Origin of the sequence: Arthrobacter sp. W4I7 (genome assembly GCF_030816215.1) — a bacterium.
Classification (GTDB): domain Bacteria; phylum Actinomycetota; class Actinomycetes; order Actinomycetales; family Micrococcaceae; genus Arthrobacter; species Arthrobacter siccitolerans_A.
This window is the reverse complement of record NZ_JAUSXU010000001.1, coordinates 1,058,321-1,081,388: the sequence shown is the minus strand read 5'-3', so window position 1 is coordinate 1,081,388 and position 23,068 is coordinate 1,058,321. Positions and strand designations below refer to the sequence as shown.

Genomic DNA, 23,068 nt, shown 5'->3' with positions numbered 1-23,068 from the left:
AATGCAGGCAGGCACCGGTGCGGTCAGGGACGGAATCAGGCCAGGCAGCGGTAGCGGAGGTACACCACACCGTTGCTGAACCGGCGCTCCTCAAGGAGATCGAGCCGCAAGTTCAGCCCATCGGGAAGAAACCGCAGGCCACCGCCTACCGCCACCGGGTTAAGGAAGATCTGGCATTCGTCCACAAGCCCGGCACGGAGCGCGGCTGCGGCAAGGGTTGCGCCGCCAATGCCGATGTTTTTGTCAGTGCCGTCCTTCATCGCCCGGACGGTCTTGGGGTTGAATGTCCGCTCGATCCTGGTGCGGTCCGTGGACGCGGTGGCGAGGGTGGAGGAGTAGACAACTTTGTCTGCCCCGCGCCAGATCCGGGCGTAGTCCTGGATAACGGATGGTTCACCGGCCGTGTCCCATGTCTCCCAGACCGACATGACTTCGTACATGCGCCGCCCGAAAAGGTACGTGCCGGCGTCGCGCTCCAGGTCGTTCACGAAAGCATGGACTTCCTCATCCGGCGCGCTCCAGTCGAAGTTGCCCTGGCTGTCCGCCAGGTAACCGTCCAAAGAGGTGATGCCGGAGTAGATGAGCTGGCCCATGCGCCCATTCTGCCGGTGCCGGTGGGTTTGCGTAAGGGCTGCCGCTGACTAAGCCGCGGCCGGCCGGCCATCACCGCCGGCGGGCGCCCGGTCCCGGACGAAGAATTGCTGGGCCATCGTCCAGATGTTTGTGACAGTCCAGTAGACCAGGACCCCGATGGGGAAAAGGATGCCGCCCAGGCCGAACACAAGCGGCAAGCTGTAGAGCAGGATCTTTTGCTGCCGCATAAAAGGTGTTTCCGGGGCGCCCCAGGACGCGCTCCGCGCGAGGACCAGCCTCTGGGTGAGGAACTGCGCCGCGGTCATGGCCAGGATCATCAGGACCGTCAACACCACGACGGCGGTCTGGTCACCGCCGCCGTGCAGCACTGACGCGGTGAGCGGGGCACCGAAGATGGCGGACTGGTCGAACTGCGCCACCTGGTCACGGCTCATGGCACCCGCCCCCTCCCCCTGGCTGGCCAGGGTGCTGATACCGGACAGGACCTGGAACAGCGCAAGGAAGAACGGCACCTGGATCAGCAGCGGCAGGCATGCTGAGAAGGGGTTGGTCCCATGCTTCTTGTACAAGGCCATCTGCTCCTGCGCCATCGCCTGGCGGGAGACGGCGTCGCTCTTGCCCTGGTACTTTTCCTGCAGCTTCATGAGGTCCGGCTGCAGGAGCCGCATCCTGCGCTGGGCGTTCACCTGCTGGAGGAACACGGGAATCAGAGCGGCGCGGATGACGAGTACGAGCCCGATGATGGACAGCGTCCACGTCCAGCCACTTGCCGCGGGCATGCCGAGGCTCAGCCCGTCATGGAAGCCAACCATGATCGCGGACACAAGCCACCTGAACGGAACCATGATTTCGTCAAGAAAGCCCATACGTTTCCCCATCCCTCAGATGCCGCAAAGCTACGGCGAAACGGGGAGCTTGTCACGCTGCGGGCTACGGTCAAACAGGAAAGCCCCCGGAATCTCGGGGGATTCCGGGGGCCAACTGTGGAGTCAGGGCGTCTTCGGTCGAAGGGCAACCAGCCAACCGGCCCACTCGCGGGCGGCGCTGAACGTCCAGGTTTTCGCCCCGCTCGATCCCGCGACCGCCTGAATGCCGTCAGCGACCTCGAAGCGGCGCGCGCCGGTCTCGACGGCCTGGGTCATCCCGGCAGGTGAAGTGAGGGTCACGGAGCTGGAGTTGACGCTCATGCATCCGACCAGCATCGCGTTCGCGGTGGTGGTGGTCACCGCTGGGACGGTTCCGGAGGATGCTGCCGCGCCTGCCGCGGACGTGGCAACCGTGTCAAGCCCTGAAGCTCCCGAATACCTCACGATACCCCCGCCGCTCGTCGTCGAAGTTGTTGTCCACGAATAGCTTGCCGACTCTGACGCGGTGGCCACCTTGTAATAGCCGTAGATTTTCGGGTTTGCGATGGTGGTTACCGCTGCCAGCCGTGTCCAACCGGCCGGGGCCCCTGTCGTGGTGACGGTGCCCCCGTTCAGGGAGATACAGCCGACGAGCAGGTCACCTTGGATGACGTTGGCCGGCTTGGGGATGGTGAGCGTGGTGGTTGCCGTGGTGTTCACGGCCTGACTGACTGAACCGCGGACGATGCCGCTGCCGCCGCCGGCGTCGCTGGGGGCGACGGTCCAGGTCTGGGTCGCCGGTGTGGCGTCGGTGTTGCCGGCTGCATCGGTGGCCACGACACTGAACGTGTGAGATGCGGTCGACAAGCCCGTGTACGTCTGGGGCGAGGTGCACGCGGCGCGCGACGCACCATCCAGGCTGCACTGGAACGTCGAATTGGCTTCACTCGAGGTGAATGCGAAGGAAGCGCTGGTGGACGTCGACGTCGCAGGTGGTCCCGAGCTGATCGTTGTCTCAGGGGGGGTAGTGTCCGACGGCGGAGGCGTCGTGCCAACGGTCCACGTATAGCTTGCGGGGGTGGAGTCAACGCCGTTTTGGTCCGCGGCACGAACCTGGAAGGTATGCGTACCAAGGGACAGTCCTGAGTACGACACCGGGCTGATGCAGTTGCTGAATGCTGCTGCGTCGAGCGAGCAGGCGAAGGTCGCGCCGGTCGAGGTCGAGGTGAAGGTGAACTGAGCCGATGTGGAGGTGGTCGGGTTGGTCGGTTGGCTTGTGATGGTGGTGTCAGGCGGAGTGGGGGTAGCGGTCCCAGCCCCGATTTTGCGCGGGTCGTAGGCCGCGTCGACGAGCAGAGCTGGTGCGTATGCAGCAGCAATGGACTGCCATGGCACCGCTTTAAAGTTCTGGCGTACTTCGTTTGAAGTGTCCTGGGTGACGAAGAAGCCCTGGGGGAAGGGACCACCGACGCCGAAGTTGGTGACATCGATCCCGTCCATGCCGGTGACAGCATCGATCCCGTTCCCTGCCGGAATGGCGAAGGCGCCCAGCGGCCGGTTGTCGTCACGGGCGTACGCGTGGAACCGGTTGGAGCCCTGGCTCGCGGCCAGCAGATATCCGCCGCCCCCGCTCCCGTAGTAAATGCTGATGCCCTTGATGTCCTGGACAATGTCACCGCCGTTCTCGGTGGTGCTGACAACTCTCGTTCCGGCGGTCGAGGCTCCGGGTTCGGCTCCGTAGCGCCAGATCCCGCCGATATCCTCCTGCGCGACGTAGATCCGCTTCATCTCATCATCGGCCACCAGGCCCTCAGTATGGGCGGGACCGCTCACCGTCCAACTACGCACGAGCCGGCCGGTGACGGATCCCGTGGAGCCGTCCAGTTCCCACTGCTCCACCTTGCCGATATCCGTGACGTAGGCGAAGTACTTGCCGGTGTCCGGGGAGTGGTAGAACGAGAACCCACGGGGCGTCGCGATGCTGGCGGTGGGCAAGAAGCTGCCGGCCTTCGTCAGCGAGCCGTCCGAATCATTGACTTTGTAAAAGTCAAGGCTCCGTTCCCGGTTCGAGACGCCGACCAAGCCCACGCGGCTGCCGCCGAGAGGGAAGTTGTAGCGGACGTCAACGTTGTTCATCCGCCCGTCGGGGTAGTAGAACAACTGCCGCCCGGACAGGTCGTAGACGACGAGACCGTGCCCGTCCCTGCTCTTGTCCGTGCCGATGATGGTGCTCTTCGACGGGTCGGTGGGATGGATCCAGATGGCCGGGTCGTCCGCGGCATCCGGTGTTCCGGGTATCGGGGCCGTTTCGACCGTTGCGCTCACTTGGACTACAGCCGCGCTCGCGACAGGAGCGGTGAGCCCCACAATTAGTCCGGTTACCGCCAAGACGGCGGCAAACTTCGATGCGAGTGTTGTCCCCCCTCTGCCCTCACAAAGCTTGCTGCCGCCCCTTCGATCTGGACGACGGCGTGTTGGGGAACTAGGCAGCGAGGTCAGTGACTTCAGCGGTTTCATCGCGGTCCAATTTCTAGAAATCCTAAAGATGAGTCAGGGTGCTCTGGAACTTCCGGGCGGGGAAGCACAGCGATCATTGCTGTGCCGCGAAAGGGCGTTTAAGCCCTGTTGGCAGTGTCATACGGCGCTTTGGCTCAAAGGGCAGTGCAGCCACACTACGAATGCTAGTACCGGGACAGGCTCAGGCTGAGGTTCGCAGCCAGTTTAGGGGGCTCGATGCAAGCGCATTACGGGTCATAGGACAAAACGTTTGAATGGGAGGGGCTTGCTTCCGTGCCAGAACGCGGGGAACCGGGGATAGCGCAGCCTTGAAGCTTAGGGTGCCCCGGGAGTTTGCGAGCCGCCCGGCGAGCATCCTGAAGTGACTCTGCCAGCGGAATTGGCGCGTTCCATGAATGGCTGCTGGGCCCGTCGTACCAGTCCGAGGCCGCCTCTATCGCCATCGCCAGGTCCCTCGGGCGCGCATACACACACTTCTTGTCCTATGAGCCGGGGCTTGCTTAACAGGAAAACCCCCGGAATCTCGGGGGATTCCGGGGGCTTAGCCTGTAGCGGTGGGGAGGCTCGATCTCCCGACCTCACGATTATGAGTCGTGCGCTCTAACCAACTGAGCTACACCGCCACGAATGAGAAAAACCTGCGTCAAGCCGGTCAAAAACCGCCTTGACACAGGCCCTCATCCAGAGCCCCCCACCGGAATCGATCCGGTGACCTCGTTCTTACCAAGAACGCGCTCTACCACTGAGCTAGGGGGGCAACGAGTAAATACTCTACCGGAAGATTTCACCACCAACAAATCGGCATCCGCACCGGCCTGGAGGCCGCGACACAGTTGCGCCGGAAGGCTTTTTCGCCCCTGGATTCCCCGGAAATTCAAGGGAAACAACACCATTCGGCGGCAGCTGGAGAGCCTCCGGAACAGGACATTCCCGGGCGGTCAGTGGCGGATGTGTCCATCCCCACACTCCTGCTCGAGGCTGCTCTGCAGGTAGGGGCCCTCATGCCCGGCCAGCGCGGGCGGATTCGGGCAGGAGCTGCGGCAGGCCGCCGTCGTTCGCTTGAACCGGTCGCTTAAACGCCGGTCGCTTAAACACCGGTGGGCCGGCTCGAAAGCCGGCCCACCGGGGGAACGTGTCAGACTAGCTGACGGTTACCACTTGCCCTTGCGGTTGAAGTCGCGCTGGCCGCCCTCGTTGCCGCGGGGCTTGCGGGAGCCGTCGCCGTGGCCGCCGAAGCGGGAGTCGCTGGCCTGGCCGCGGCTGGAACCGCTGTCAGCACTGAAGGAACGCTCGCTGTACGAACGGCCGCCGCGGTCCGCGGAGGAACGCTCGCCGTCGCTCTTACGGAATTCCTTCTTGAATCCGCCGTTGCCCTTGAAGTTGCCGCCACGGTCACCGCCGCGGTTGCCCTGGTAGGCGCCACGCTCGCCGGAGGGCTTGCGGCCGTTGTCCAGCTCAAGGTGGATCAGCTCGCCGCCGATCCGGGTGCGGGACAGGGCACGCAGCTGCTCGGGGCTCAGGTCCGCCGGGAGCTCCACGAGGGAGTGGTCCGAGCGGATATCGATCCCGCCGATCTGGGCGGAGGAGATGCCGCCCTCGTTGGCAATGGCACCCACGATGGAACCGGGCATAACGCGCTGGCGGCGTCCCACGGCGATCCGGTAGGTGGCATTGCCCTCAGTCAGGGTGCGGGTCGGTCCACGTGAGCCGAAGCCGTCCTTGGACCGCTCGCGCTTCTGGAACTCGGGAGCTGCCGGCAGTTCCTTGACCAGGAGCGGCTGACCGCCCTGGGCCATCACGGCAAGCGCAGCAGCGATTTCTGCGGCCGGCACGTTGTGCTCTTCCTCGTAGGAGGCGATAAGGTCGCGGAACGCTGAAACGTCCTCGGAAGCTAGGGTCTCTGTGATCTTCTCGGCGAACTTGCCCAGGCGCAGCGTGTTCACGGTCTCGGCCGTCGGCAGGTGCATCTGCTCCACCGGCTGGCGGGTTGCCTTCTCGATGGAACGCAGCAGGTACTTCTCCCGCGGCGTCATGAACAGGATGGCGTCACCGGAACGGCCTGCACGGCCGGTGCGGCCGATGCGGTGGACGTAGGACTCCGTGTCGTGCGGGATGTCGTAGTTGATCACGTGGCTGATGCGTTCCACATCGAGGCCACGGGCGGCGACGTCGGTGGCCACGAGGATATCGATGCGGCCTTCCTTCAGCGCGTCCACAGTGCGCTCACGCTGCTGCTGCGGAATGTCACCGTTGATTGCCGCGGCCTGGAAGCCGCGGGACTTCAGCTTGTCAGCCAGGTCCTCGGTAGCCATCTTGGTGCGCACGAAGGCGATCACGCCGTCGAACTCTTCAACCTCGAGGATGCGGGTCATCGCGTCCAGCTTGTGCGGGCCCATGACCTGCAGGTACCGCTGGCGGGTGTTGGCGCCCGTGGTGGTCTTGGACTTGACGGAGATCTCGGCCGGGTTGTTCAGGTACTGCTTGGACATGCGGCGGATCTGGCTCGGCATGGTGGCCGAGAACAGTGCAACCTGGCGGTCCGACGGCGTCTGCTGGAAGATCTGTTCCACGTCTTCGGCGAAGCCCATGCGCAGCATCTCGTCGGCCTCGTCCAGCACCAGGTACTGGAGTTCGGACAGGTCCAGGGAACCCTTGGAGATGTGGTCGATCACGCGGCCGGGGGTACCCACAACGACCTGGGCGCCGCGGCGGAGGCCGGCGAGCTGCGGGCCGTAGGCGGAACCGCCGTAGACGGGCAGCACGGTGAAGTCGTCGATGTGCTTGGCGTAGGAGGTGAAGGCCTCGGCAACCTGGAGCGCCAGCTCACGGGTGGGAGCCAGCACCAGGGCCTGGGTCTTGCGGGACGGGCCATTGAGGTCGTGGAGTTCGGCCAGGCGGGACAGTGCCGGTACTGCGAATGCTGCAGTCTTACCGGTGCCGGTCTGGGCGAGGCCAACCACGTCGCGGCCTTCGAGCAGCAGCGGGATGGTGGCTGCCTGGATGGGTGACGGCTTTTCGTAGCCGACATCCTGCAGGGCAGCAAGGACGCGGCCGTCGATGCCGAGATCGGCGAAGCGAACGCCGTCTTCTTCGGATTCCTCAGCCTTGGCTGCGGGTGCGGAAGTCTCGGCTGCGGGTGCCTCTGCAGCGGGAGCTTCGGGCTCTGCTGCGGGGGCAGCGGGCTCTGCTGCGGGGGCAGCGGGCTCTGCTGCGGGTACAACGGCCTCGGTGAATTCGACGGCTGCAGTCTCGACGCCGGTGTTCTGGGCGTCGGTGGTTTCGTTTTGATTTTCGGGCATAGGGAAATATTCCTCATCCATAGGGGGCCAGGCGGCACTACCCGAGGTGAGCGGAGCCGCAGTACGTGTGCCGTGGGTGCCGGGCAAACGTTGACCGGCCGGTCACAGAAGTCCGGCGCTTTCGCAATCCCGTGGCAGGACTTCGCGCTGCATCTCTTGGCTGCTATCCCAGCAGTCTGTACAGCGTTTTCTTTAGCCGGCTCTCCCTATGAAAATGCCCGCATCACAGTTGCGGGCCCCAACACTTGCCAGTCCTGCCTCAAAAATTGGGCAGGAATAAGGGATTTCCGGAGTGGGGGATGTTTCAAGTGTAGGGCACAGACCAGCCCCAGCGGTAATCGAAGTACGACGACGGGCGGTGAGCTTGCGCACATGCCTCGCCTTCGGGCCTGCCCGGCGGTGCCGCTACCGGGCCAGCTGCCGCTCCAGCGCTTCGAACTTTTTCCTGAACTCCGGCTGCTGCAGCCGGATCTCACCACCGGCGTCAGCGTCTTTCAACGCTTCCATGGACTCAAGGTCCGGTGCGCTGAACCACCTGCCCACAGTGACGCCATGCTTCGGGACATGCAGCTTGTGGATGTGGTCGCCGGCGCGGATGGTGCCGACGCGCAGCACCCGGAGATAGGCGCCCACGCGGCCTTCGCCGGTAAACCGCTTCACGAACTGCGGCTCCCCCATCCGTCGCTGGAAGGTGGCGCAGGGCGTCCGCGGCGAGGTGACCTCAACCTCCACGTCCAAGCCGATCTTCCAGCGCTCCCCGATGACGGAGTTAGTGGGTTCGATCCCGGCCACGCGCAGGTTTTCGCCGAAGATTCCGGGCGGGAGCTCGCGCTGGAGTTCACCGGCCCAGTAGTCGGCGTCGGCCTGGGAATAGGCGTAGATGGCCTGGTCCGGTCCGCCGTGGTGGACGCGGTTGGCCTGGATGTCGCCCTGGAGGCCCAGCTTGTGCACCTTCACCGGACCTTTCACCGGACGCTTGTCGATGGCTGTCACTCCCACGTTGGAGGCGTCCGGGAGAAGCTGGTGCACACTGCAGACGGCAAGTACTGAGGCGGTTTCCATTGCACCAGTGTAGGGTCCGGCCCCTTTGCCCCGCCGCAACCCAACTGGGTAGCAGTTAATGTCGTTTTGAGGCGTCAAAACGACATTATCTGCTACCCAGTTGGGCCCACAGACAACCGCAGGGATTACGCTGATTCGAGGATTGCAATTGGGGGTTGCAGCGCTGTGCCCGATTCATGTGGACTACTGAGGGGGACGCCATGGACCCGAACAAGGATCCAGAGCACGAGCCACAAGGCGGCGCCGGAAAATCCCAGGGCGGCTCGGCCAATGACGGAGGCGCTGCGGGTAAGACGCCGGACCAGGCAGGCAGTGCCCCTGGCGAAGGCAACTCCCCCAAGCCACCCCCCTGGCAGGTCCCCAAGCCTGAACTGCGCCCCGACCTCCTGAACCAGCCCGTCACCCCCGTGGACCCGTTCGCCCGGGACCGCGAGAAGCAGCTCAACGAGGCAGCGGCACGTAAAAAGCGCTCCCAGCGGCGGACCGTGGTGGTGGGGCTGGGCGTCACGGCCCTGCTGGCCGGCACCATCACCGCCGTCGTGGCCAGCAACCAGGATGACCCCGAATACGCGCAAGTGTGTTTCAACGACGAAACCGGCGAGCGCGTGGAGGACGCCAGCTGCAACAGCTCGGCAGGGAGGTCCGGCGGAATCTACGCCTGGTACTTCTTCTCCCGCGGCGCCTACGTCCCGCCCTTGGGACAGAACCGCTCCACCGCGCCCAACTACACAAGAACCGTCCCCAGCGGCGCGAAGGCCTCCACCGGATACAGCCCCCAGGGCGGCACTGTCAGCCGGGGCGGCTTTGGCACCACGGCCAAGAGCGGGACCAGCGGCGGCGGCGGCAAAGTTTCGGGGGGTTAGGCGTGAAGCGCTTGTTGAGCGAGCCCAGGCCCGGGTGGAAGCAGAAGATCGAAGAACAGGGCCTGGTGTTCTCCACCACCACCACGGACGACGGAGGCAGGATCGAATACTGGAACGAGTCCGCCTACTACGAATTCACGATGGACGAGGTGGAGACCCTCGAGGTAACCGCCGAGGACATGCACAAAATGTGCCTGGAGGCCGCGCGTTTCCTCGCCACCGGGGCCATGGGCCACATCGGCATCGGCCCGCAGGCCCTGGAACTGGCTGCGGAATCCCTGCAGGCCGGGGATGTAGACGTGTACGGCCGGTTCGACTTCATCTACGACGGGCAGGGCGGCCCGGCCAAGATGCTCGAGTACAACGCGGACACCCCCACCGGGCTGATTGAGGCGGCCGTCGCCCAGTGGTTCTGGCTGCAGGACGTCTTCCCCGAGAAGGACCAGTGGAACGGCATCCACGAGGCATTGATCCGCCAGTGGAAGAAATTCCAGTTCCGCACCGGCATGAGCACACTCCACGTGGCGCACTCGGAAGTTGAGGAGTCCGGCGAGGACTGGATGACTGCCGGCTACATGCGGGACGTCGCCGGCCAGGCCGGGTGGACCACCATCGGCATCAACATGTCCGATATCGGCTGGGACCCCAACCTGAACCGCTTCGTGGACCTGGACAACTTCATGATCAGCACCATCTTTAAGCTGTACCCCTGGGAACTGATGATGAAGGAACCGTTCGGCCACCGCCTGCTCGAACGCGCCCACAACCCCCGGTGGGTGGAGCCGGCCTGGAAGATGCTGCTCTCCAACAAGGCACTCCTCGCCGCGTTATGGCACCTGTACCCGCAGCATCCCAACCTGCTCCCGGCGTACCTCAACGAGCCGGGGCCGCTGAAGGAATGGGTGGCCAAACCGCTGCACGGCCGCGAAGGCGACAACATTCGAATCCACGCCCCGGGCATCAACCTCGAACAGCCCGGCGGGTACGGCCGCGAGGGCTGGTGCTACCAGCAGTACCATCCCCTGCCGGACTTCGACGGAAACCATCCCGTCCTTGGCCTGTGGGTGGTGGACGGCGAATCCGTGGGCTGCGGCATCCGCGAATCGGACGGCCCGGTCACCGACTACTTCTGCAGGTTCGTGCCCAACACCATTGACGCTCCGGCCCCGCTCTCGGCCGCCAACTCCAGCAAGGCAGGTATCGCACTATGAGCCCCCTGACACTACCGGGCCCGGTGACCGTATGAGCGCAGAAACCACGACGGCGGGAGGCCCGGGCGGAGCGCCCGGCGCCGGCGTCCCGGCCAAGGGGCTCCGTGCCGGAATCCTGGACCTCGGCGACTCCGTCATGCTGGGCCTGGCCTCAACCGCGCCCGTCTATTCACTGGCCGCCACCCTGGGCCTGATCGTGGCGGTGAACGGGGACTACACTCCCCTGATCCTGCTGCTGGGCTTCATCCCCGTCCTGTTTATCGCCTACGCCTTCCGGGAACTGAACAGCGCCATCCCGGACTGCGGCACCACGTTCACCTGGTCCCGGCGGGCCTTCGGACCGTGGGCAGGCTGGCTGGGCGGCTGGGGTGTTGCGCTCGCCGGCATCATCGTCCTGGCCAACCTCGCCCAGGTGGCGGGCCAGTACCTGTGGCTGCTGGTAGGTGACGGTTCGCTCGCCGAAAACAAGGTGCTGGTGACCGCCACGGGCGTGGTGTTCATCGCGGTTATGACGCTGGTCAACTACCGCGGCATCCGCCTGGGCGAGCACGTGCAGCGGGTCCTCACCTACGTGCAGTACGTATCGCTGGGCATTTTTGCGCTGGCCATCGTGGTGGGGATCATCCAGGGCTCCGCCGGCGGCGACACAACCATCCAGCCCTTCGATTTTGAGTGGTTCAACCCGGCCGGCGCCTTCGCGGATCCCGGCGCCGTGGTGCACGGTGCGCTGCTGGCGCTCTTTATCTACTGGGGCTGGGATACCTGCCTGGCGGTCAACGAAGAGACGGAGAACCCCTCCACTACTCCGGGCCGCGGTGCGGTGATCTCCGCGTTCGTCCTGGTGGCCATCTATGTCTCTGTTGCGCTCCTGGTGATGATGTACGCCAGCTTGGGCACGGAAGGGATCGGGCTGGGCAACGAGGCGAACCAGGACGATGTCTTCCTGGCCATGAAGGACGTGGTGCTGGGACCGTGGGGCTGGCTGATCGTCGTCGCGGTTTTGGCGTCGGTCCTCTCCTCCACTCAGACCACCATCCTGCCCACCGCCCGCGGCACCCTGTCCATGGGAGTCCACGGCGCCCTGCCCGCAAAGTTCGGCGAGGTGCACCCGAAGAACCAGACCCCCGGCTTCTCCACCCAGGTGATGGGCGGTGCGGCGATTGCCTACTACGTGGCCATGAGCTTCCTCAGCGAAAACCTGCTCTCGGACTCGATCAGCGCCATCAGCCTGTTCATTGCCTTCTACTACGCCCTCACCGGTTTCGCCTGCTTCTGGTTCTTCCGGGACACGCTGCGCCAGTCGGCGCGGAACCTGTGGTTCCGCGGCATCCTGCCGCTCGTGGGCGCGCTGCTGCTGACCGCCGCTTTCTTCATCTCCGCCGTGCAGATGTGGGACCCGGCGTACGGCGATACCCAGATCTTCGGCGTCGGCGGTGCCTTCATCAGCGGCGTCCTGCTCCTGGCGCTGGGCGTTGTGCTGGCCGTTGCCTGCCGGTTCCTGCCCTCCACCCGCGGCTACTTTGTGGGGAAGGCATGACACCAGACCCTTCCGACATACTCGCCCTTGATTCCCTGCTCACCTCTGACGAACTGGCCCTCCGGCAGAGGGTCCGGGACTTCACGGACCAGCGCATCAGGCCGGACATCGCCCGCTGGTATGACGATGCCGTCTTTCCCCTGGAGCTCGCCCCGGAATTGGGTGAGCTCGGGGTGCTGGGAATGCACCTGAAGGGCTACGGCTGCCCAGGCAGATCCGCCGTCGAATACGGTCTCGCGGCGATGGAACTGGAGGCCGGGGACTCCGGCATCCGTACGTTCGTCTCGGTGCAGGGTTCGCTGGCCATGACCGCCATCCACACGTGGGGCACCGAGGAGCAGAAGCAGGAGTGGCTCCCCCGGATGGCTGCCGGGGAGGTCATTGGATGCTTCGCCCTGACCGAGCCGACGGCCGGTTCCGATCCGTCCTCCATGACCACCTTCGCCCGTCGCGACGGCACCGGCGACGACGCCGGCTGGGTACTGAACGGGGCAAAGCGGTGGATCGGGCTGGCATCGGTGGCGGGGGTGATGGTGGTGTGGGCCATGACCGACGACGGCGTGCACGGCTTCCTGGTCCCGGCCGGCACCCCTGGCGTGACGGCCACACCCATCCAGCAGAAACTGTCCATGCGCGCGTCCCTCCAGTGTGATGTGGTGTTCGACGAGGTCCGGCTGGGACCGGAGGCCCTGCTCCCCGCGGCGCGCGGGCTGCGCGGCCCGTTCACCTGCCTGAACGAGGCGCGGTACGGCATTGCCTGGGGCGCCATGGGTGCTGCCCGCGATTCCTACGAGGCAGCCCTGGCGTACTCGCAGGAGCGGCTCCAGTTCGGCAAGCCGCTGGCCGGTTACCAGCTCACCCAGGAAAAGCTGGTGAACATGCTGCTGGAGATCCAGAAGGGCACGCTGCTGGCGCTCCACCTGGGCCGGCTCAAGGACGCCGGCGCCCTGCGGCCGGAGCAGATCTCGCTGGGCAAGCTGAACAACGTGCGGGAAGCCATACGCATCGCCCGTGAAGCCCGGTCCATTCTGGGTGGCAACGGGATCACCCTGGACTACTCGCCGCTGCGGCACGCCGCCAACCTGGAGTCCGTTCGTACTTACGAGGGCACGGACGAGGTCCATACCCTGGTCCTCGGCCAGCACATCACGGGCATCAACGCGTTCCGCTGACCCCCGCAATCCCAACTAGGTAGCGCTAAGTGTCGTTTTGGCGCCCCATAACGACACTTAGCGCTACCTAGTTGGGGTCAGGCCGAGAAGCCGCCGTCGGCCTTGATCAGCTGGCCGGAGACCCAGCGGCCCGCGGGCGAGAGCAGGAACGCCACCGCACCCGCGACGTCGGCCGGAGTCCCGAGGCGGCCGGTGGGCTGCCGGGCCGTCAGGGCCGAGCGGACCGCGTCATCCATCCACCCGGTGTCCACCGGCCCGGGATTCAGGACATTGGCCGAGATTCCCATCGGACCCAGCTCCCGCGCGGCCGCGATGACGATTCTGTCCAGCGCCCCCTTGGAGGCGCCGTAGGGAAGGTTGAATGCTGTGTGGTCACTGGTCAACGCAACGATCGCGCCGCCGTCGTCCGTTGCCTGCCGGGCGAACGCGGCAATGAGCTGCCAGCTGGCCCGCGTATTGACGGCGAAATGCCGCTCAAAGGATTCCAGGCTGGTGTCTAAAACTCCCGAATCAACGGACTCCGCATGGCTGAGCACCAGACCCTGCAGCGGCCCGGCCACCCCGGCGGCTTCCGCCAGCAGCCGCTCCGCAGCAGACGGGTCCTCCAGGTCCGCCGGCAGTGTATGCACGCGGGCCCCGATCGCCTCCAGCTCGGCGGACAGGCGCACGACGTCGTCCGGTTCGCTCCCCCAGGGCATCCTGGCGTCGTAGTCCTGCCAGTACGCCAGGACCAGGTCCCAGCCTTCAGCCGCCAACTGCCGGGCGATCCCGGCGCCGATGGAGGCAAGCCGACCGGCGCCGGTGATGAGGGCGACGCTGCGGACAGGGGCTACCGGTGGGGTTTCCATGGCCCCAGCCTAATGGCGCCCCTGCTGCCCGCAGGCTAGGTGGAGGCGCCGGCGGGAGCAGGTATCCGCGAGCCGGCATGCTTGCGGATGGTGGCACTGATGACCGCCGCGATGGTGCACATCGCCGCCGCCCCGAACCAGGCATACGTGTACTGGCCGGTCGAATCCCGGATGGCGCCGGCGGCCAGGGCGGCAGCGGCAGCCCCGAGCTGGTGGGCCGCGAACACCCAGCCGAACACCACGCTGCCGTCCGCACCGAAATGCTCCCGGCAGATCGCGGCCGTCGGCGGGACGGTAGCCACCCAGTCCAGGCCGTAAATCACCACAAAAACGATCATGCTCGGCTGCACTTCGGCGCTCAGGAGCAGGGGCAGCACCAGGAGGCCGATGCCCCGGAACTGGTAATAGACGGCCAGCAGGATGCGGGGATTGAAGCGGTCCGTCAGCCAGCCGGACGCGATGGTCCCCACGATGTCGAAGATCCCGACGACGGCGAGCAGGCCCGCTGCGGTGGTTTCGGTCATGCCGTGGTCGTGGGCGGAGGGGATGAAGTGGGTGCCGATCAGTCCGTTGGTGGTGGCGCCGCAGATTGCGAACCCGGCCACCAGGGCCCAGAAGGTCCGTACCCGGCTGGCCCGCCGAAGGACCTGCAGGGCACGCACCGCGGCGTTGCTCCGGCGGCCGGGCTCCACGGGAGGGACCTGCGGGACCGGAGCTTGCGCGACGGGCGCCTGCGACGAGGCTTCCGCCGGCAACGTTTCCCCGTAAGGCAGCACCCCGACGTCGGCCGGAGAGTTCTTGAGGAACTTCAGCACGAGCGGGACCACAGCCAGGGCGCCCGCCGCAATGAGCAGTGAAGCCTGCCGCCAGCCCGGGTTCTGGGCCAGCATGGCAATGAAGGGGAGGAAGACCAGCTGGCCGGCTGCGCTTCCGGCCGTCAGGATGCCGATCACCAGGCCGCGGCTCTTGACGAACCAGGTATTGGTGATGGTAGCGGCGAACACCAGCGCCATGGACCCGGTCCCCAGACCGATCAACAGGCCCCACGTCAGCAGGATCTGCCATGACTGGTTCACCAGCACAGTGAGGGCGCTGCCGGCACCGATCAGCACCAGCGCAGTGGCCGTGACCTTGCGGATGCCAAACCGCTCCATCAGGGCGGCGGCGAAGGGGGCCGTCAACCCGAACAGCACGAGGTTGATGCTGACGGCAGCAGACAACACGGTGGTGGACCAGCCGAACTCCTGTTGCAGCGGCACCATCAGGACACCGGGCGCGGCGCGGAAACCCGCGGCTCCTACCAGCGCGAGGAAGGCGACGGCGGCCACGATCCAGGCAGGGTGCAGGCGCCGTCCCGGCGGGGGGACGACGGCGCTGGCTGCGTTGGCAGTTCCGTCAGCAAGGCCCGGGCTGGCTTCCGGGGCGGCCCCTGTGGCGGTTCCGGTTACGGTGTTGTCGGCGCTCACGCGGCTGTTCCCTTCGGGGATGTGGCGGTGGCGAGTGCCACCGGGGACGTCGTCCTGGTCTGGCTGTGCCAGCTCGTGTTGGCCGCGGTCAACCGCTCACCGCAGGCGGTGCACGTATCGGCGGAGCTGGTGCGCTGTCCGCAGCCGCGGTGGATCACATACATATGCGCCTGTTCGGACGGGGCCGGCAGGTGTTTCTCCGACCAGATGGTTACCGCATTCAGCACCGGGAGGACGTCTTCGCCCTTCTCCGTCAGGACGTACTCACTCCTGGGGCGGCCGCCGTCGTCGTACGCCCTTTTGGTCAGCAGCCCCGACTCAACGAGACCTGCGAGGCGCTTGGTGAGCACGGAGTCCGCCACCTCCAGCCGGGACTTCATGGCGTCGAAGCGCCCGTTCCCAAAGAACACCTCCCGGAGCACCAGGATGGTCCAGGGGTCACCCAGGATGTCCAGGCCGCGCGCCAAGCTGCAGTTGCGCCGGGACCAGTCAGATCGAAGTGCCATACCGGCACCCTAGTTGACTTTCTTGAAGAAAGCCAGCGTTCCCCGGCTTAGGGGATGGACGAAAAAGCCTGTTCCAGGTCCGCTACCAGGTCCTCCACGTCCTCGATGCCGCAGGAGAGGCGGAGCAGGTTCACCGGAACAGCGAGCTCGGTGCCCTTGACGGACGCGTGGGTCATTTCCGACGGATAGTTCATCAGGGACTCGATGCCGCCCAGGGACTCGGCCAGGGTGAACACGGAGGTCGATTCCGCCACCTTCCGGGCAGCCGCTTCGCCGCCCTTGAACTGCACCGACACCATGCCGCCGAAGCCGCGCATCTGCTTCTTCGCGAGCTCGTGGCCTGGGTGGGACGGCAGCCCCGGGTACAGGACGGCCTCCACTTCGGGGCGCTCCAGCAGCCATTCCGCCACCGCCTGGCCGTTGAGGCTGTGCCGGTCCATCCGCACGCCCAGCGTTTTGAGGCCGCGGGTGGTGAGGAAGGCATCCATCGGACCGGAGACCGCGCCCACGGCAAACTGCACGAAGCCGATCTTCTCCGCAAGTTCGGCGTCCTTGACCACCACGGCGCCGCCCACCACGTCGGAATGCCCGCCGATGTATTTGGTGGTGGAGTGGACCACCACGTCGGCACCCAGGGCGAGCGGGTTCTGCAGGTAGGGGGACGCGAAGGTGTTGTCGACCACCAGCAGGGCGCCGGCGTCGTGGGCCACGGCGGCAAGGGCCTCGATGTCCGTGATCTTCATCAGCGGGTTGGACGGGGTCTCCACCCACACGAAGCGCGTCTTGTTCGCGGCGACGGCCTGCGCGACGGCGTCGAGGTCGGCCATGTCCACGGCGGTGTTGCCGATCCCCCACCCGCCCAGCACCCGGCTGATGAGCCGGTAGGTGCCGCCGTAGGCGTCGTTGCCCAGCACGATGTGGTCCCCGGGCCGGGTCAGCGCCCGGATGAGGGAGTCCTCCGCTGCCAGGCCGGAACTGAAGCTGTACGCGTGGGTTCCGCCTTCGAGTGCGGCGAGCTGCTCCTGCAGGGCGTCCCGGGTGGGGTTTCCGCCGCGGCCGTATTCATAGCCGTCGCGGAGCCCGCCGATGCCGTCCTGGGCGTAAGTGGTGGCGAAATGGAGGGGCGGGATTACAGCACCGGTGCGCGGTTCAAAGTCTTGGCCGGCGTGCACTGCGCGGGTGTTGAAACCTTGGTTCTGCGAGGCGGACATGATGCTCCTTCTTGTGCGTGGCGGGGTTTCGACAGGCTCAACCATCGGATGGATCGGCTCAACCCGGGACGGTCAGTTGCTGAGGTAGGCCAGGAGGTCGTGCCGGGTAAGGATGCCCACCGGTGCACCGACGAACGTGACCATCACGGTGTCCACGTCCGAGAGCAGTTCCCTGGCGGCCGAAATGGTTTCGAGGGAACCGATAACGGGCAGTTTGGGGCCCATATGCTCGGAGATCTTATCCGTCAGTTTGGCCTCACCCCGGAACAGCTTGGCGGTAAGGGTGCGCTCATCCACCGCTCCCAGCACCTCACCCATCACCACCGGGGGCTCCTGGGACAGGACCGGGATGTGGCTGACGCCGAACTCGTTCATGATGTTGATGACATCGCGGACGGATTCGTTGGGATGGATGTGCACCAGGTCCGGCAGTTCGCCGTTCTTGGACTTGATCACCTCGCCGACGGAGGTCTCCTCGCCGCCGGAGAGGAAGCCGTAGGAGCGCATCCACTGGTCATTGAAGATCTTGGCCAGGTAGCCGCGTCCGGAGTCGGGCAGGATGACGACGACCACGGCGCTCTCGGGCAGGTCCCGCGCCGCCTGCAGCGCGGCCACCACGGCCATGCCGGAGGATCCGCCCACCAGGAGGCCCTCCTCGCGGGCGAGGCGCCGGGTCATGGCGAAGGAATCAGCGTCGGTGACGGCGATGACCTGGTCCGGGACGGACTTGTCGTAGTTCCCCGGCCACATGTCCTCCCCCACGCCCTCCACGAAGTACGGGCGGCCGGTGCCGCCGGAGTAGACCGAACCTTCCGGGTCCGCGCCGATGATCCGGACCAGCCCGCCGTCGGACTCCGGCCTGTCAGCCGAAACCTCCTTGAGGTACCGGCCAGTGCCGGTGATGGTGCCGCCGGTGCCCGCGCCGATCACACAGTGCGTAACCCTGCCGTCGGTATCGCGCCAGATCTCCGGGCCGGTGGTCAGGTAATGGCTGCCCGGCGCTGCGGGGTTGGAGAACTGGTCCGGTTTGTACGCGCCCGGCGTTTCGCGCACCAGCCGGTCCGAGACGCCGTAGTAGCTCTGCGGGCTGTCCGGGGGTACGGAAGTAGGTGTCACCACAACCTCCGCACCGTACGCCTGCAGGACGGCCCGCTTGTCCTCGCCAACCTTGTCCGGCACCACGAAGATGCACTTGTAGCCCTTCTGCTGGGCCACCAGCGCCAGGCCAACGCCGGTGTTGCCTGAGGTGGGCTCGATGATGGTGCCGCCGGGCTGCAGCTTGCCGTCCCGCTCGGCATCCTCGATCATTTTGGCCGCGATGCGGTCCTTGATGGATCCGCCCGGATTCACATACTCCAGTTTCACCAGGACAGTGGCTTTGACGCCTTCCGTCACGTGGTTGAGCTTGATGAGCGGGGTATTGCCGATGAGGTCCAGGACGGACTGGGCGTACTTCATAGGTACAAAGTTACCGCCTACTACTCGCGTGCCTGCCCCGTCTGTTCCGGAGCAAGATTTTCCCACAGCCCCATCACGTTGCCCTCGCTGTCCTTGAAGTACGCAAAGGAGCCCATCCCTGGAATGGTTTCCTTGGGTTTGACCACGGCACCGCCCAACGACGCAACGGTCTGGAGCGTTGCGTCGATGTCTTCCACGTCCACGGTGATGACCGGGTTCTTGAGGTCTGCCTCCCTGGCCATCATGCCGCCGTTGATGGCGCCCGGTTCAGTGGGACGGCCGGTCTCATCCATCGCTGTGGTGACCACCATGTTGTAGTCCATGCCGGGGACGGGGTCGATCCGCCAGCCCAGGGCCTCCTGATAGAACTTCCTGGCCCGTTCCTGATCGTCCGCGGGGATTTCGAAGTGGACCACTCCGCCCATTGCGCTCACCTGGCTCTCTGAGGTCATGGCGCGGCCTTTCCGCGCCACATGGTGGAGTCTAGTCCTGGCAGGAACACTGGATAAGGGTGTTTTTCATACTGACCCGAGCACCTCCGGGGTAACGTTGCCGGCCCCGCGTGGGACGATGGAAGACATGACGATCGCAGAGGCACCCGCGCGGCTGGCGGCCGCCGCAGATGCCTCAGTCCGCTGGTATCCGGGCGGCCCGTATGACCTTGCCCGCACCCTGGGCCCGCTCCTGCGGGGCACCAGCGACCCGTCCTTCAGCGTCCAGGGCGGCGTCATCTGGAGTGCCTTCACCACGGCCGACGGGCCGGCCACCCTGCGCCTCAGTCCTGCAGGCAGCGCGGACCCCGAGTTCCGGGTGGACGTCCAGGCGTGGGGCCCGGGAGCCGGCGCGGCCATCGGCTCAGTCCCCCGGCTCCTGGGCGCGGAAGACGACTGGCAGGAGTTTGACCACCCGGTCTTCCATGCCACACTCCCCCACATGGTCCGGGAGGCCCGACGGCGAAGCCTGGCGCTCCGGCTCCCATCCAGCGGGCGGATGATCGACCAGCTCGTGCCGATCATCCTCGAGCAGAAAGTGACGGTGATCGAGGCCCGCCGGGCCTACCGCTACCTGGTGCACCGCTACGGCTCCCCCGCACCGCAGGCGGGAATATTGGCTCCCGCGGGCCTGATGCTCCCGCCCACGGCGGCGCAATGGCTGCAGATCCCCAGCTGGGAGTGGCACAAGGCCGGCGTGGGGCCGCAGCGCTCGGCCACCGTCATGCGCGCGCTGCGGTCCGCCGCCGCGCTTGAACGCCTGGCGTCCCTGCCGTCCGTCGAGGCCGCAGCGAAGATGCAGACCATCCCGGGCATCGGCATCTGGACCGCCGCGGAAGTGGTTCAGCGCACCCACGGCTGCCCGGACTCGATCTCCGTGGGTGACTACCACCTCGCCGCCTACGTGGGCGCAGCGCTGACCGGCCGCCGGACGGACGACGCCGGCATGCTCAGGCTGCTGGAGCCGTGGATCGGGCACCGCCAGCGCGTGGTCCGGATGATCCAAAGCACCGGCTTCCGCAAACCCACCTTCGGCCCGCGGATGACCATCCAGGACCACCGCCGGCACTGAACCCGCCACCAAGCCCAACGTCAGCCTCGGTCCTGCCCAAACCAAACTACGGCTGCCCGCGCTCTCCGTGAGTCGCTGCGCGGCTGTCGTTTTGCAGGAGGGCGAGCACGGCAGCCACCCTGCGGTGCACGCCAGTGGCAGGGAGGTGCAGCTTGGTGAAGATGGCGTTGACATGCTTCTCCACAGTGGATGAGGAGAGGTACAGGGATTGCTCTATGCCGGCATTGGTCCTTCCCTGTGCCATCTCGCGCAGCACGTCCAGCTCCCGGGGAGACAAGTCGGCGAGCGGGTTCGGTGCTCCCGCGCTACGGCGGCGCACCAGGGTGTCGACGATTTGCGGGTCGATGACTGAACCGCCGGCGCGCACCTCGCGGAGGGCATGAACCAGGTCCTCAAGATCTCCGACCCGGTCCTTCAGCAGGTAGCCAAGGCCGGCCGACCCGTCGGCGAACAGCGCGAGCGCGTAACTCTCGTCTGCATGCTGTGAAAGCACGACCACGCCGGTGTCCGGGTGCACAGCCCGAATGGTACGGGCCGCCTCGATGCCCTCCATATGGTGGCCGGGCGGCATCCGGATGTCGGTAAGGACCGCATCCGGGGAGAAACGGCGGACGGCATCAAGGAGTTCTGTCGCGTTGCCTGTGCAGGAAACAACGTCGATCTCGCCCGAGTCCTCCAGCAGACGGCGGATCCCCTCGCGGACCAGGTAATTGTCCTCGGCGATCACCACCCGCAGCACACCCGGCTCATCCATGGCGGAGTCCCTCGCGCTCGAGAGGAAGGTCCACCAAGACCGTGGTACCGGACGGCTGGTTGCCCGTGACGTCCACCGTTCCCCGCAGGGCAGCCACCCGGTCACGGATATTCGCCAGGCCGCCGTGAGTTGCCGGCAGCAGCACATCAATCCCGCAACCATCATCCTTAATCGCGATTGTCAGATGCCCGTCCTTCCGGACGAGCCCCACCGATGCCCGCGCCGCATTCGCGTGCTTCGCAGTGTTGGCCAGCGCCTCACGCACCACGTAGTACGCCGTCGTCTCCACCTCCTCCGCGAAACGCTCCGCGCGCAGGCCGGCATCAGCGTCCACCGCCAGCGGGATGGGGAACCGCGCCACACTCGACTCAATTGCTGCCACCAGTCCGTTGTCACTCAACACCGGCGGGTGGATGCCGTGGGCGAGTTCCCGCAGATCGGTAAGTGTTTCCCGCGCCTGGTCCTGCAGGGACACCAGCTCCCCCGCCGTTAGCTCGCCGCGCATCAGCCGGTTCCGGGCGAGGCGGAGCCCGGCGATCTGTGCCACCACATTCTGCTGGATCCCATCGTGCAGGTCCCGCTCCAGGCGCTTCCGCTCACCGTCCTGTGCGGCCAGGAGGCGCTCCCTTGATGCAGTCAGGTCATCGAGCTGCCGGGCGAGCTGGGCGCTAAGCCTGACGTTGGCGACGAATGCCGCCGCCTGGCTCGCGACGGTATTGAGCAGCACGCGCTCCGCTTCGCTGTAGTTCCCACCACGGCGCGGGCCGACGTCAATCCGCCCCAGTTTCTCATCAGCCCGCTTGAGCTCACAGGAAGCGGCCGCCGCTCCTTGCCCACTGCCCGCCAAGCCGGTCGGTTCCGGCTCGAAGCCGGAACCGGGCCCGGCAAGGAAGATCCGTACCCAGGTGGCATCGAGGCCATCCCGCACGGCTGCAGCCAGCCGGGTAAGCAGATCGCCGGGCTCCACGGACTGCTCCAACCGGGACCCCAGCTCACTGAGCAGCATGAGTTGGCGGTCCCGGTCGCCAAAAACGGAGCGCTGGATCCACCGCTGCAGCAAGCCGCGCACGGGCAGCAGGCAGACGGCGAGCACTATTGTGAGGAGGACTGCCCCCACGGGACTCAGGGTGTCTGCGAGAAGCACCGCGGGCGTGGCCGCGGCGATCCCGTACAGCACAACAATCAGGAGGCTGGAGGAGCGTGCCGCCAGCCGCCCACGGTCACCCGCGGCAATGTCAAAGGCGCCATAACGGAGGATGCCGTGAATGGCGGCGATCGGGATCGTAATGAGCGAGATGAACACGGCTGCCGTGATGAACGGGTTGGAAGGCCAGTACAAAAACATTCCATAGCTGAGCACCGTGGCAATCACTACCCACGTCATGATCCGTGTTCGGGCACGAACGCCCTCATCCCCGAAGACGGCCCGGCTCAGGAGCACGCCGACCCCGAAGAACACGGACGGCCACTGGAAGGCGACCCAATACACCGCGGGGGCGGCCCAACCGAGCCAGGGCACTGCAATCGGGTTGGGAATCGCGTCGCTGATCTCAAGGAACTGCGGCACGAGGATATGCGGGTTGGTCAGCAGCGAGAGGGGCGTCACTGCCACAGGAACCCACAGGAGGCCGACGGAGATGCGCTGCCACCGCCGTTCCGGAACACCTGTTGGAAAAGTCGCGAACATGCTGACCAGGCCTGCACCCGCCACCGCATCCCCCATCAGCCCTATCAGATTCACGACCGGGAACCAAGGCTCCCCGGTGAACCCGTTGTTCTGGCTCGCGAATGTTTCGTAGGCCGAGCCAACCGCCATGCCCGTTACGGCGGCGGCGACGAAGATCGCGGACCGGGACGATGACACCGTGAGCAGCCACATTCCGAAGACGAACATCGGCAGCACTCCGAGCAGCGGCCAGCTGAGCCCGTGACCGCCCGATTCGACGAACCCGCGAATGATCACGACGTAGAGCAGCGCAGCCGCCCCGATCAGGGCAAGCGCACCAACTAATCCCCATCTGCGGAGCACAGTCCTAATGATCCGCCTCAGGCGCGCTTCCCGGGAGGGGGTGCCTACCAAACCCCCATGGTGGTTGGCCTCCATCTACCCTGGGGCCATCCGCGTTCCAGGGAACTCCTTCCGCGCCTAGCGTCAGACCCAC

17 protein-coding genes, 2 tRNA genes and 1 pseudogene are annotated in these 23,068 nt (G+C 66.0%); 5 read left to right on the top strand and 15 right to left on the bottom strand.

Going from position 1 to position 23,068, the window contains the following annotated elements:
- Positions 1 to 35: 35 nt before the first annotated feature.
- The 7 genes and pseudogenes from QF047_RS04905 to QF047_RS04875 form a co-directional block, all read right to left on the bottom strand.
- Positions 36 to 593 carry a dihydrofolate reductase family protein gene (locus QF047_RS04905; RefSeq protein WP_307274544.1) on the bottom strand — a complete coding sequence of 186 codons (558 nt, stop codon included), beginning with the start codon at positions 591 to 593 and terminating at the stop codon, positions 36 to 38.
- 54 nt (positions 594 to 647) lie between these two features.
- Positions 648 to 1,460 (bottom strand): annotated as a pseudogene (gene yidC, locus QF047_RS04900) (membrane protein insertase YidC); the annotation flags it as partial.
- Positions 1,461 to 1,583: 123 nt separating this feature from the next.
- Positions 1,584 to 3,956: a phytase gene (locus QF047_RS04895; protein ID WP_307274540.1), complete on the bottom strand. Its 2,373-nt coding sequence runs from the start codon at positions 3,954 to 3,956 to the stop codon at positions 1,584 to 1,586.
- Positions 3,957 to 4,505: 549 nt separating this feature from the next.
- A tRNA-Met gene (locus QF047_RS04890) sits at positions 4,506 to 4,579 on the bottom strand.
- A gap of 62 nt (positions 4,580 to 4,641) precedes the next feature.
- Positions 4,642 to 4,713: transfer RNA gene (locus tag QF047_RS04885), tRNA-Thr, on the bottom strand.
- Positions 4,714 to 5,107: 394 nt separating this feature from the next.
- Positions 5,108 to 7,255, bottom strand: a complete 2,148-nt coding sequence (locus QF047_RS04880) for a DEAD/DEAH box helicase (protein WP_307274538.1) — start codon at positions 7,253 to 7,255, stop codon at positions 5,108 to 5,110.
- A gap of 405 nt (positions 7,256 to 7,660) precedes the next feature.
- Positions 7,661 to 8,317, bottom strand: a complete 657-nt coding sequence (locus QF047_RS04875; RefSeq protein WP_307274536.1) for an MOSC domain-containing protein — start codon at positions 8,315 to 8,317, stop codon at positions 7,661 to 7,663.
- A 200-nt stretch (positions 8,318 to 8,517) separates the two neighbouring features.
- Between QF047_RS04875 and QF047_RS04870 the strand changes: the two genes are divergently transcribed.
- From QF047_RS04870 to QF047_RS04855, 4 genes are read left to right on the top strand one after another with little or no spacing between them, the layout of a single operon-like run.
- Entirely contained in the window at positions 8,518 to 9,180 is a 663-nt protein-coding gene (locus QF047_RS04870) for a Tat pathway signal protein (protein WP_307274534.1), read from the top strand.
- Between the two features lie 2 nt (positions 9,181 to 9,182).
- Positions 9,183 to 10,391, top strand: coding sequence for a glutathionylspermidine synthase family protein (locus QF047_RS04865; protein ID WP_307274532.1), 1,209 nt, complete (start codon positions 9,183 to 9,185; stop codon positions 10,389 to 10,391).
- Positions 10,392 to 10,422: 31 nt separating this feature from the next.
- Entirely contained in the window at positions 10,423 to 11,928 is a 1,506-nt protein-coding gene (locus QF047_RS04860) for an APC family permease (protein ID WP_306634951.1), read from the top strand.
- Positions 11,925 to 13,100, top strand: a complete 1,176-nt coding sequence (locus QF047_RS04855) for an acyl-CoA dehydrogenase family protein (RefSeq protein ID WP_307274529.1) — start codon at positions 11,925 to 11,927, stop codon at positions 13,098 to 13,100. Before QF047_RS04860 ends, QF047_RS04855 begins: the two co-directional genes overlap by 4 nt.
- A gap of 77 nt (positions 13,101 to 13,177) precedes the next feature.
- On the opposite strand, the gene QF047_RS04850 is transcribed toward QF047_RS04855, so the two are convergent.
- From QF047_RS04850 to QF047_RS04825, 6 genes are all read right to left on the bottom strand, one after another.
- Positions 13,178 to 13,948 carry an SDR family oxidoreductase gene (locus QF047_RS04850; RefSeq protein ID WP_307274527.1) on the bottom strand — a complete coding sequence of 257 codons (771 nt, stop codon included), beginning with the start codon at positions 13,946 to 13,948 and terminating at the stop codon, positions 13,178 to 13,180.
- Positions 13,949 to 13,983: 35 nt separating this feature from the next.
- Positions 13,984 to 15,294 carry an MFS transporter gene (locus QF047_RS04845; protein ID WP_307281765.1) on the bottom strand — a complete coding sequence of 437 codons (1,311 nt, stop codon included), beginning with the start codon at positions 15,292 to 15,294 and terminating at the stop codon, positions 13,984 to 13,986.
- A gap of 116 nt (positions 15,295 to 15,410) precedes the next feature.
- Positions 15,411 to 15,920, bottom strand: coding sequence for a helix-turn-helix domain-containing protein (locus QF047_RS04840; RefSeq protein ID WP_307274525.1), 510 nt, complete (start codon positions 15,918 to 15,920; stop codon positions 15,411 to 15,413).
- 47 nt (positions 15,921 to 15,967) lie between these two features.
- Positions 15,968 to 17,131, bottom strand: a complete 1,164-nt coding sequence (locus QF047_RS04835; RefSeq protein ID WP_306634963.1) for a cystathionine gamma-synthase — start codon at positions 17,129 to 17,131, stop codon at positions 15,968 to 15,970.
- Between the two features lie 72 nt (positions 17,132 to 17,203).
- Positions 17,204 to 18,589: a cystathionine beta-synthase gene (locus tag QF047_RS04830; RefSeq protein WP_306634965.1), complete on the bottom strand. Its 1,386-nt coding sequence runs from the start codon at positions 18,587 to 18,589 to the stop codon at positions 17,204 to 17,206.
- Positions 18,590 to 18,609: 20 nt separating this feature from the next.
- Entirely contained in the window at positions 18,610 to 19,014 is a 405-nt protein-coding gene (locus tag QF047_RS04825; protein ID WP_306639128.1) for a VOC family protein, read from the bottom strand.
- A gap of 154 nt (positions 19,015 to 19,168) precedes the next feature.
- Here QF047_RS04825 and QF047_RS04820 point away from each other — a divergent pair, with 154 nt between their 5' ends.
- Positions 19,169 to 20,152 carry a DNA-3-methyladenine glycosylase gene (locus QF047_RS04820; RefSeq protein ID WP_307274521.1) on the top strand — a complete coding sequence of 328 codons (984 nt, stop codon included), beginning with the start codon at positions 19,169 to 19,171 and terminating at the stop codon, positions 20,150 to 20,152.
- 46 nt (positions 20,153 to 20,198) lie between these two features.
- Here QF047_RS04820 and QF047_RS04815 read toward each other — a convergent pair whose 3' ends face one another.
- The gene (locus QF047_RS04815) at positions 20,199 to 20,906 is read right to left on the bottom strand and encodes a response regulator transcription factor (protein WP_307274519.1); all 708 of its coding nucleotides are present in this window, start codon (positions 20,904 to 20,906) and stop codon (positions 20,199 to 20,201) included.
- Complete coding sequence (locus tag QF047_RS04810; protein ID WP_307274517.1) at positions 20,899 to 22,935, bottom strand: sensor histidine kinase; 2,037 nt, start codon at positions 22,933 to 22,935, stop codon at positions 20,899 to 20,901. Before QF047_RS04810 ends, QF047_RS04815 begins: the two co-directional genes overlap by 8 nt.
- Positions 22,936 to 23,068: the final 133 nt, after the last annotated feature.

Coding starts and splice junctions, on each gene's coding strand:
- QF047_RS04905 (WP_307274544.1), bottom strand. CDS start 593: ATGGGCCAGCTCATCTACTCCGGCATCACCTCTTTGGACGGTTACCTG.
- QF047_RS04895 (WP_307274540.1), bottom strand. CDS start 3,956: ATGAAACCGCTGAAGTCACTGACCTCGCTGCCTAGTTCCCCAACACGC.
- QF047_RS04880 (WP_307274538.1), bottom strand. CDS start 7,255: ATGCCCGAAAATCAAAACGAAACCACCGACGCCCAGAACACCGGCGTC.
- QF047_RS04875 (WP_307274536.1), bottom strand. CDS start 8,317: ATGGAAACCGCCTCAGTACTTGCCGTCTGCAGTGTGCACCAGCTTCTC.
- QF047_RS04870 (WP_307274534.1), top strand. CDS start 8,518: ATGGACCCGAACAAGGATCCAGAGCACGAGCCACAAGGCGGCGCCGGA.
- QF047_RS04860 (WP_306634951.1), top strand. CDS start 10,423: ATGAGCGCAGAAACCACGACGGCGGGAGGCCCGGGCGGAGCGCCCGGC.
- QF047_RS04855 (WP_307274529.1), top strand. CDS start 11,925: ATGACACCAGACCCTTCCGACATACTCGCCCTTGATTCCCTGCTCACC.
- QF047_RS04850 (WP_307274527.1), bottom strand. CDS start 13,948: ATGGAAACCCCACCGGTAGCCCCTGTCCGCAGCGTCGCCCTCATCACC.
- QF047_RS04840 (WP_307274525.1), bottom strand. CDS start 15,920: ATGGCACTTCGATCTGACTGGTCCCGGCGCAACTGCAGCTTGGCGCGC.
- QF047_RS04835 (WP_306634963.1), bottom strand. CDS start 17,131: ATGTCCGCCTCGCAGAACCAAGGTTTCAACACCCGCGCAGTGCACGCC.
- QF047_RS04830 (WP_306634965.1), bottom strand. CDS start 18,589: ATGAAGTACGCCCAGTCCGTCCTGGACCTCATCGGCAATACCCCGCTC.
- QF047_RS04825 (WP_306639128.1), bottom strand. CDS start 19,014: ATGGGCGGAGTGGTCCACTTCGAAATCCCCGCGGACGATCAGGAACGG.
- QF047_RS04820 (WP_307274521.1), top strand. CDS start 19,169: ATGACGATCGCAGAGGCACCCGCGCGGCTGGCGGCCGCCGCAGATGCC.
- QF047_RS04815 (WP_307274519.1), bottom strand. CDS start 20,906: ATGGATGAGCCGGGTGTGCTGCGGGTGGTGATCGCCGAGGACAATTAC.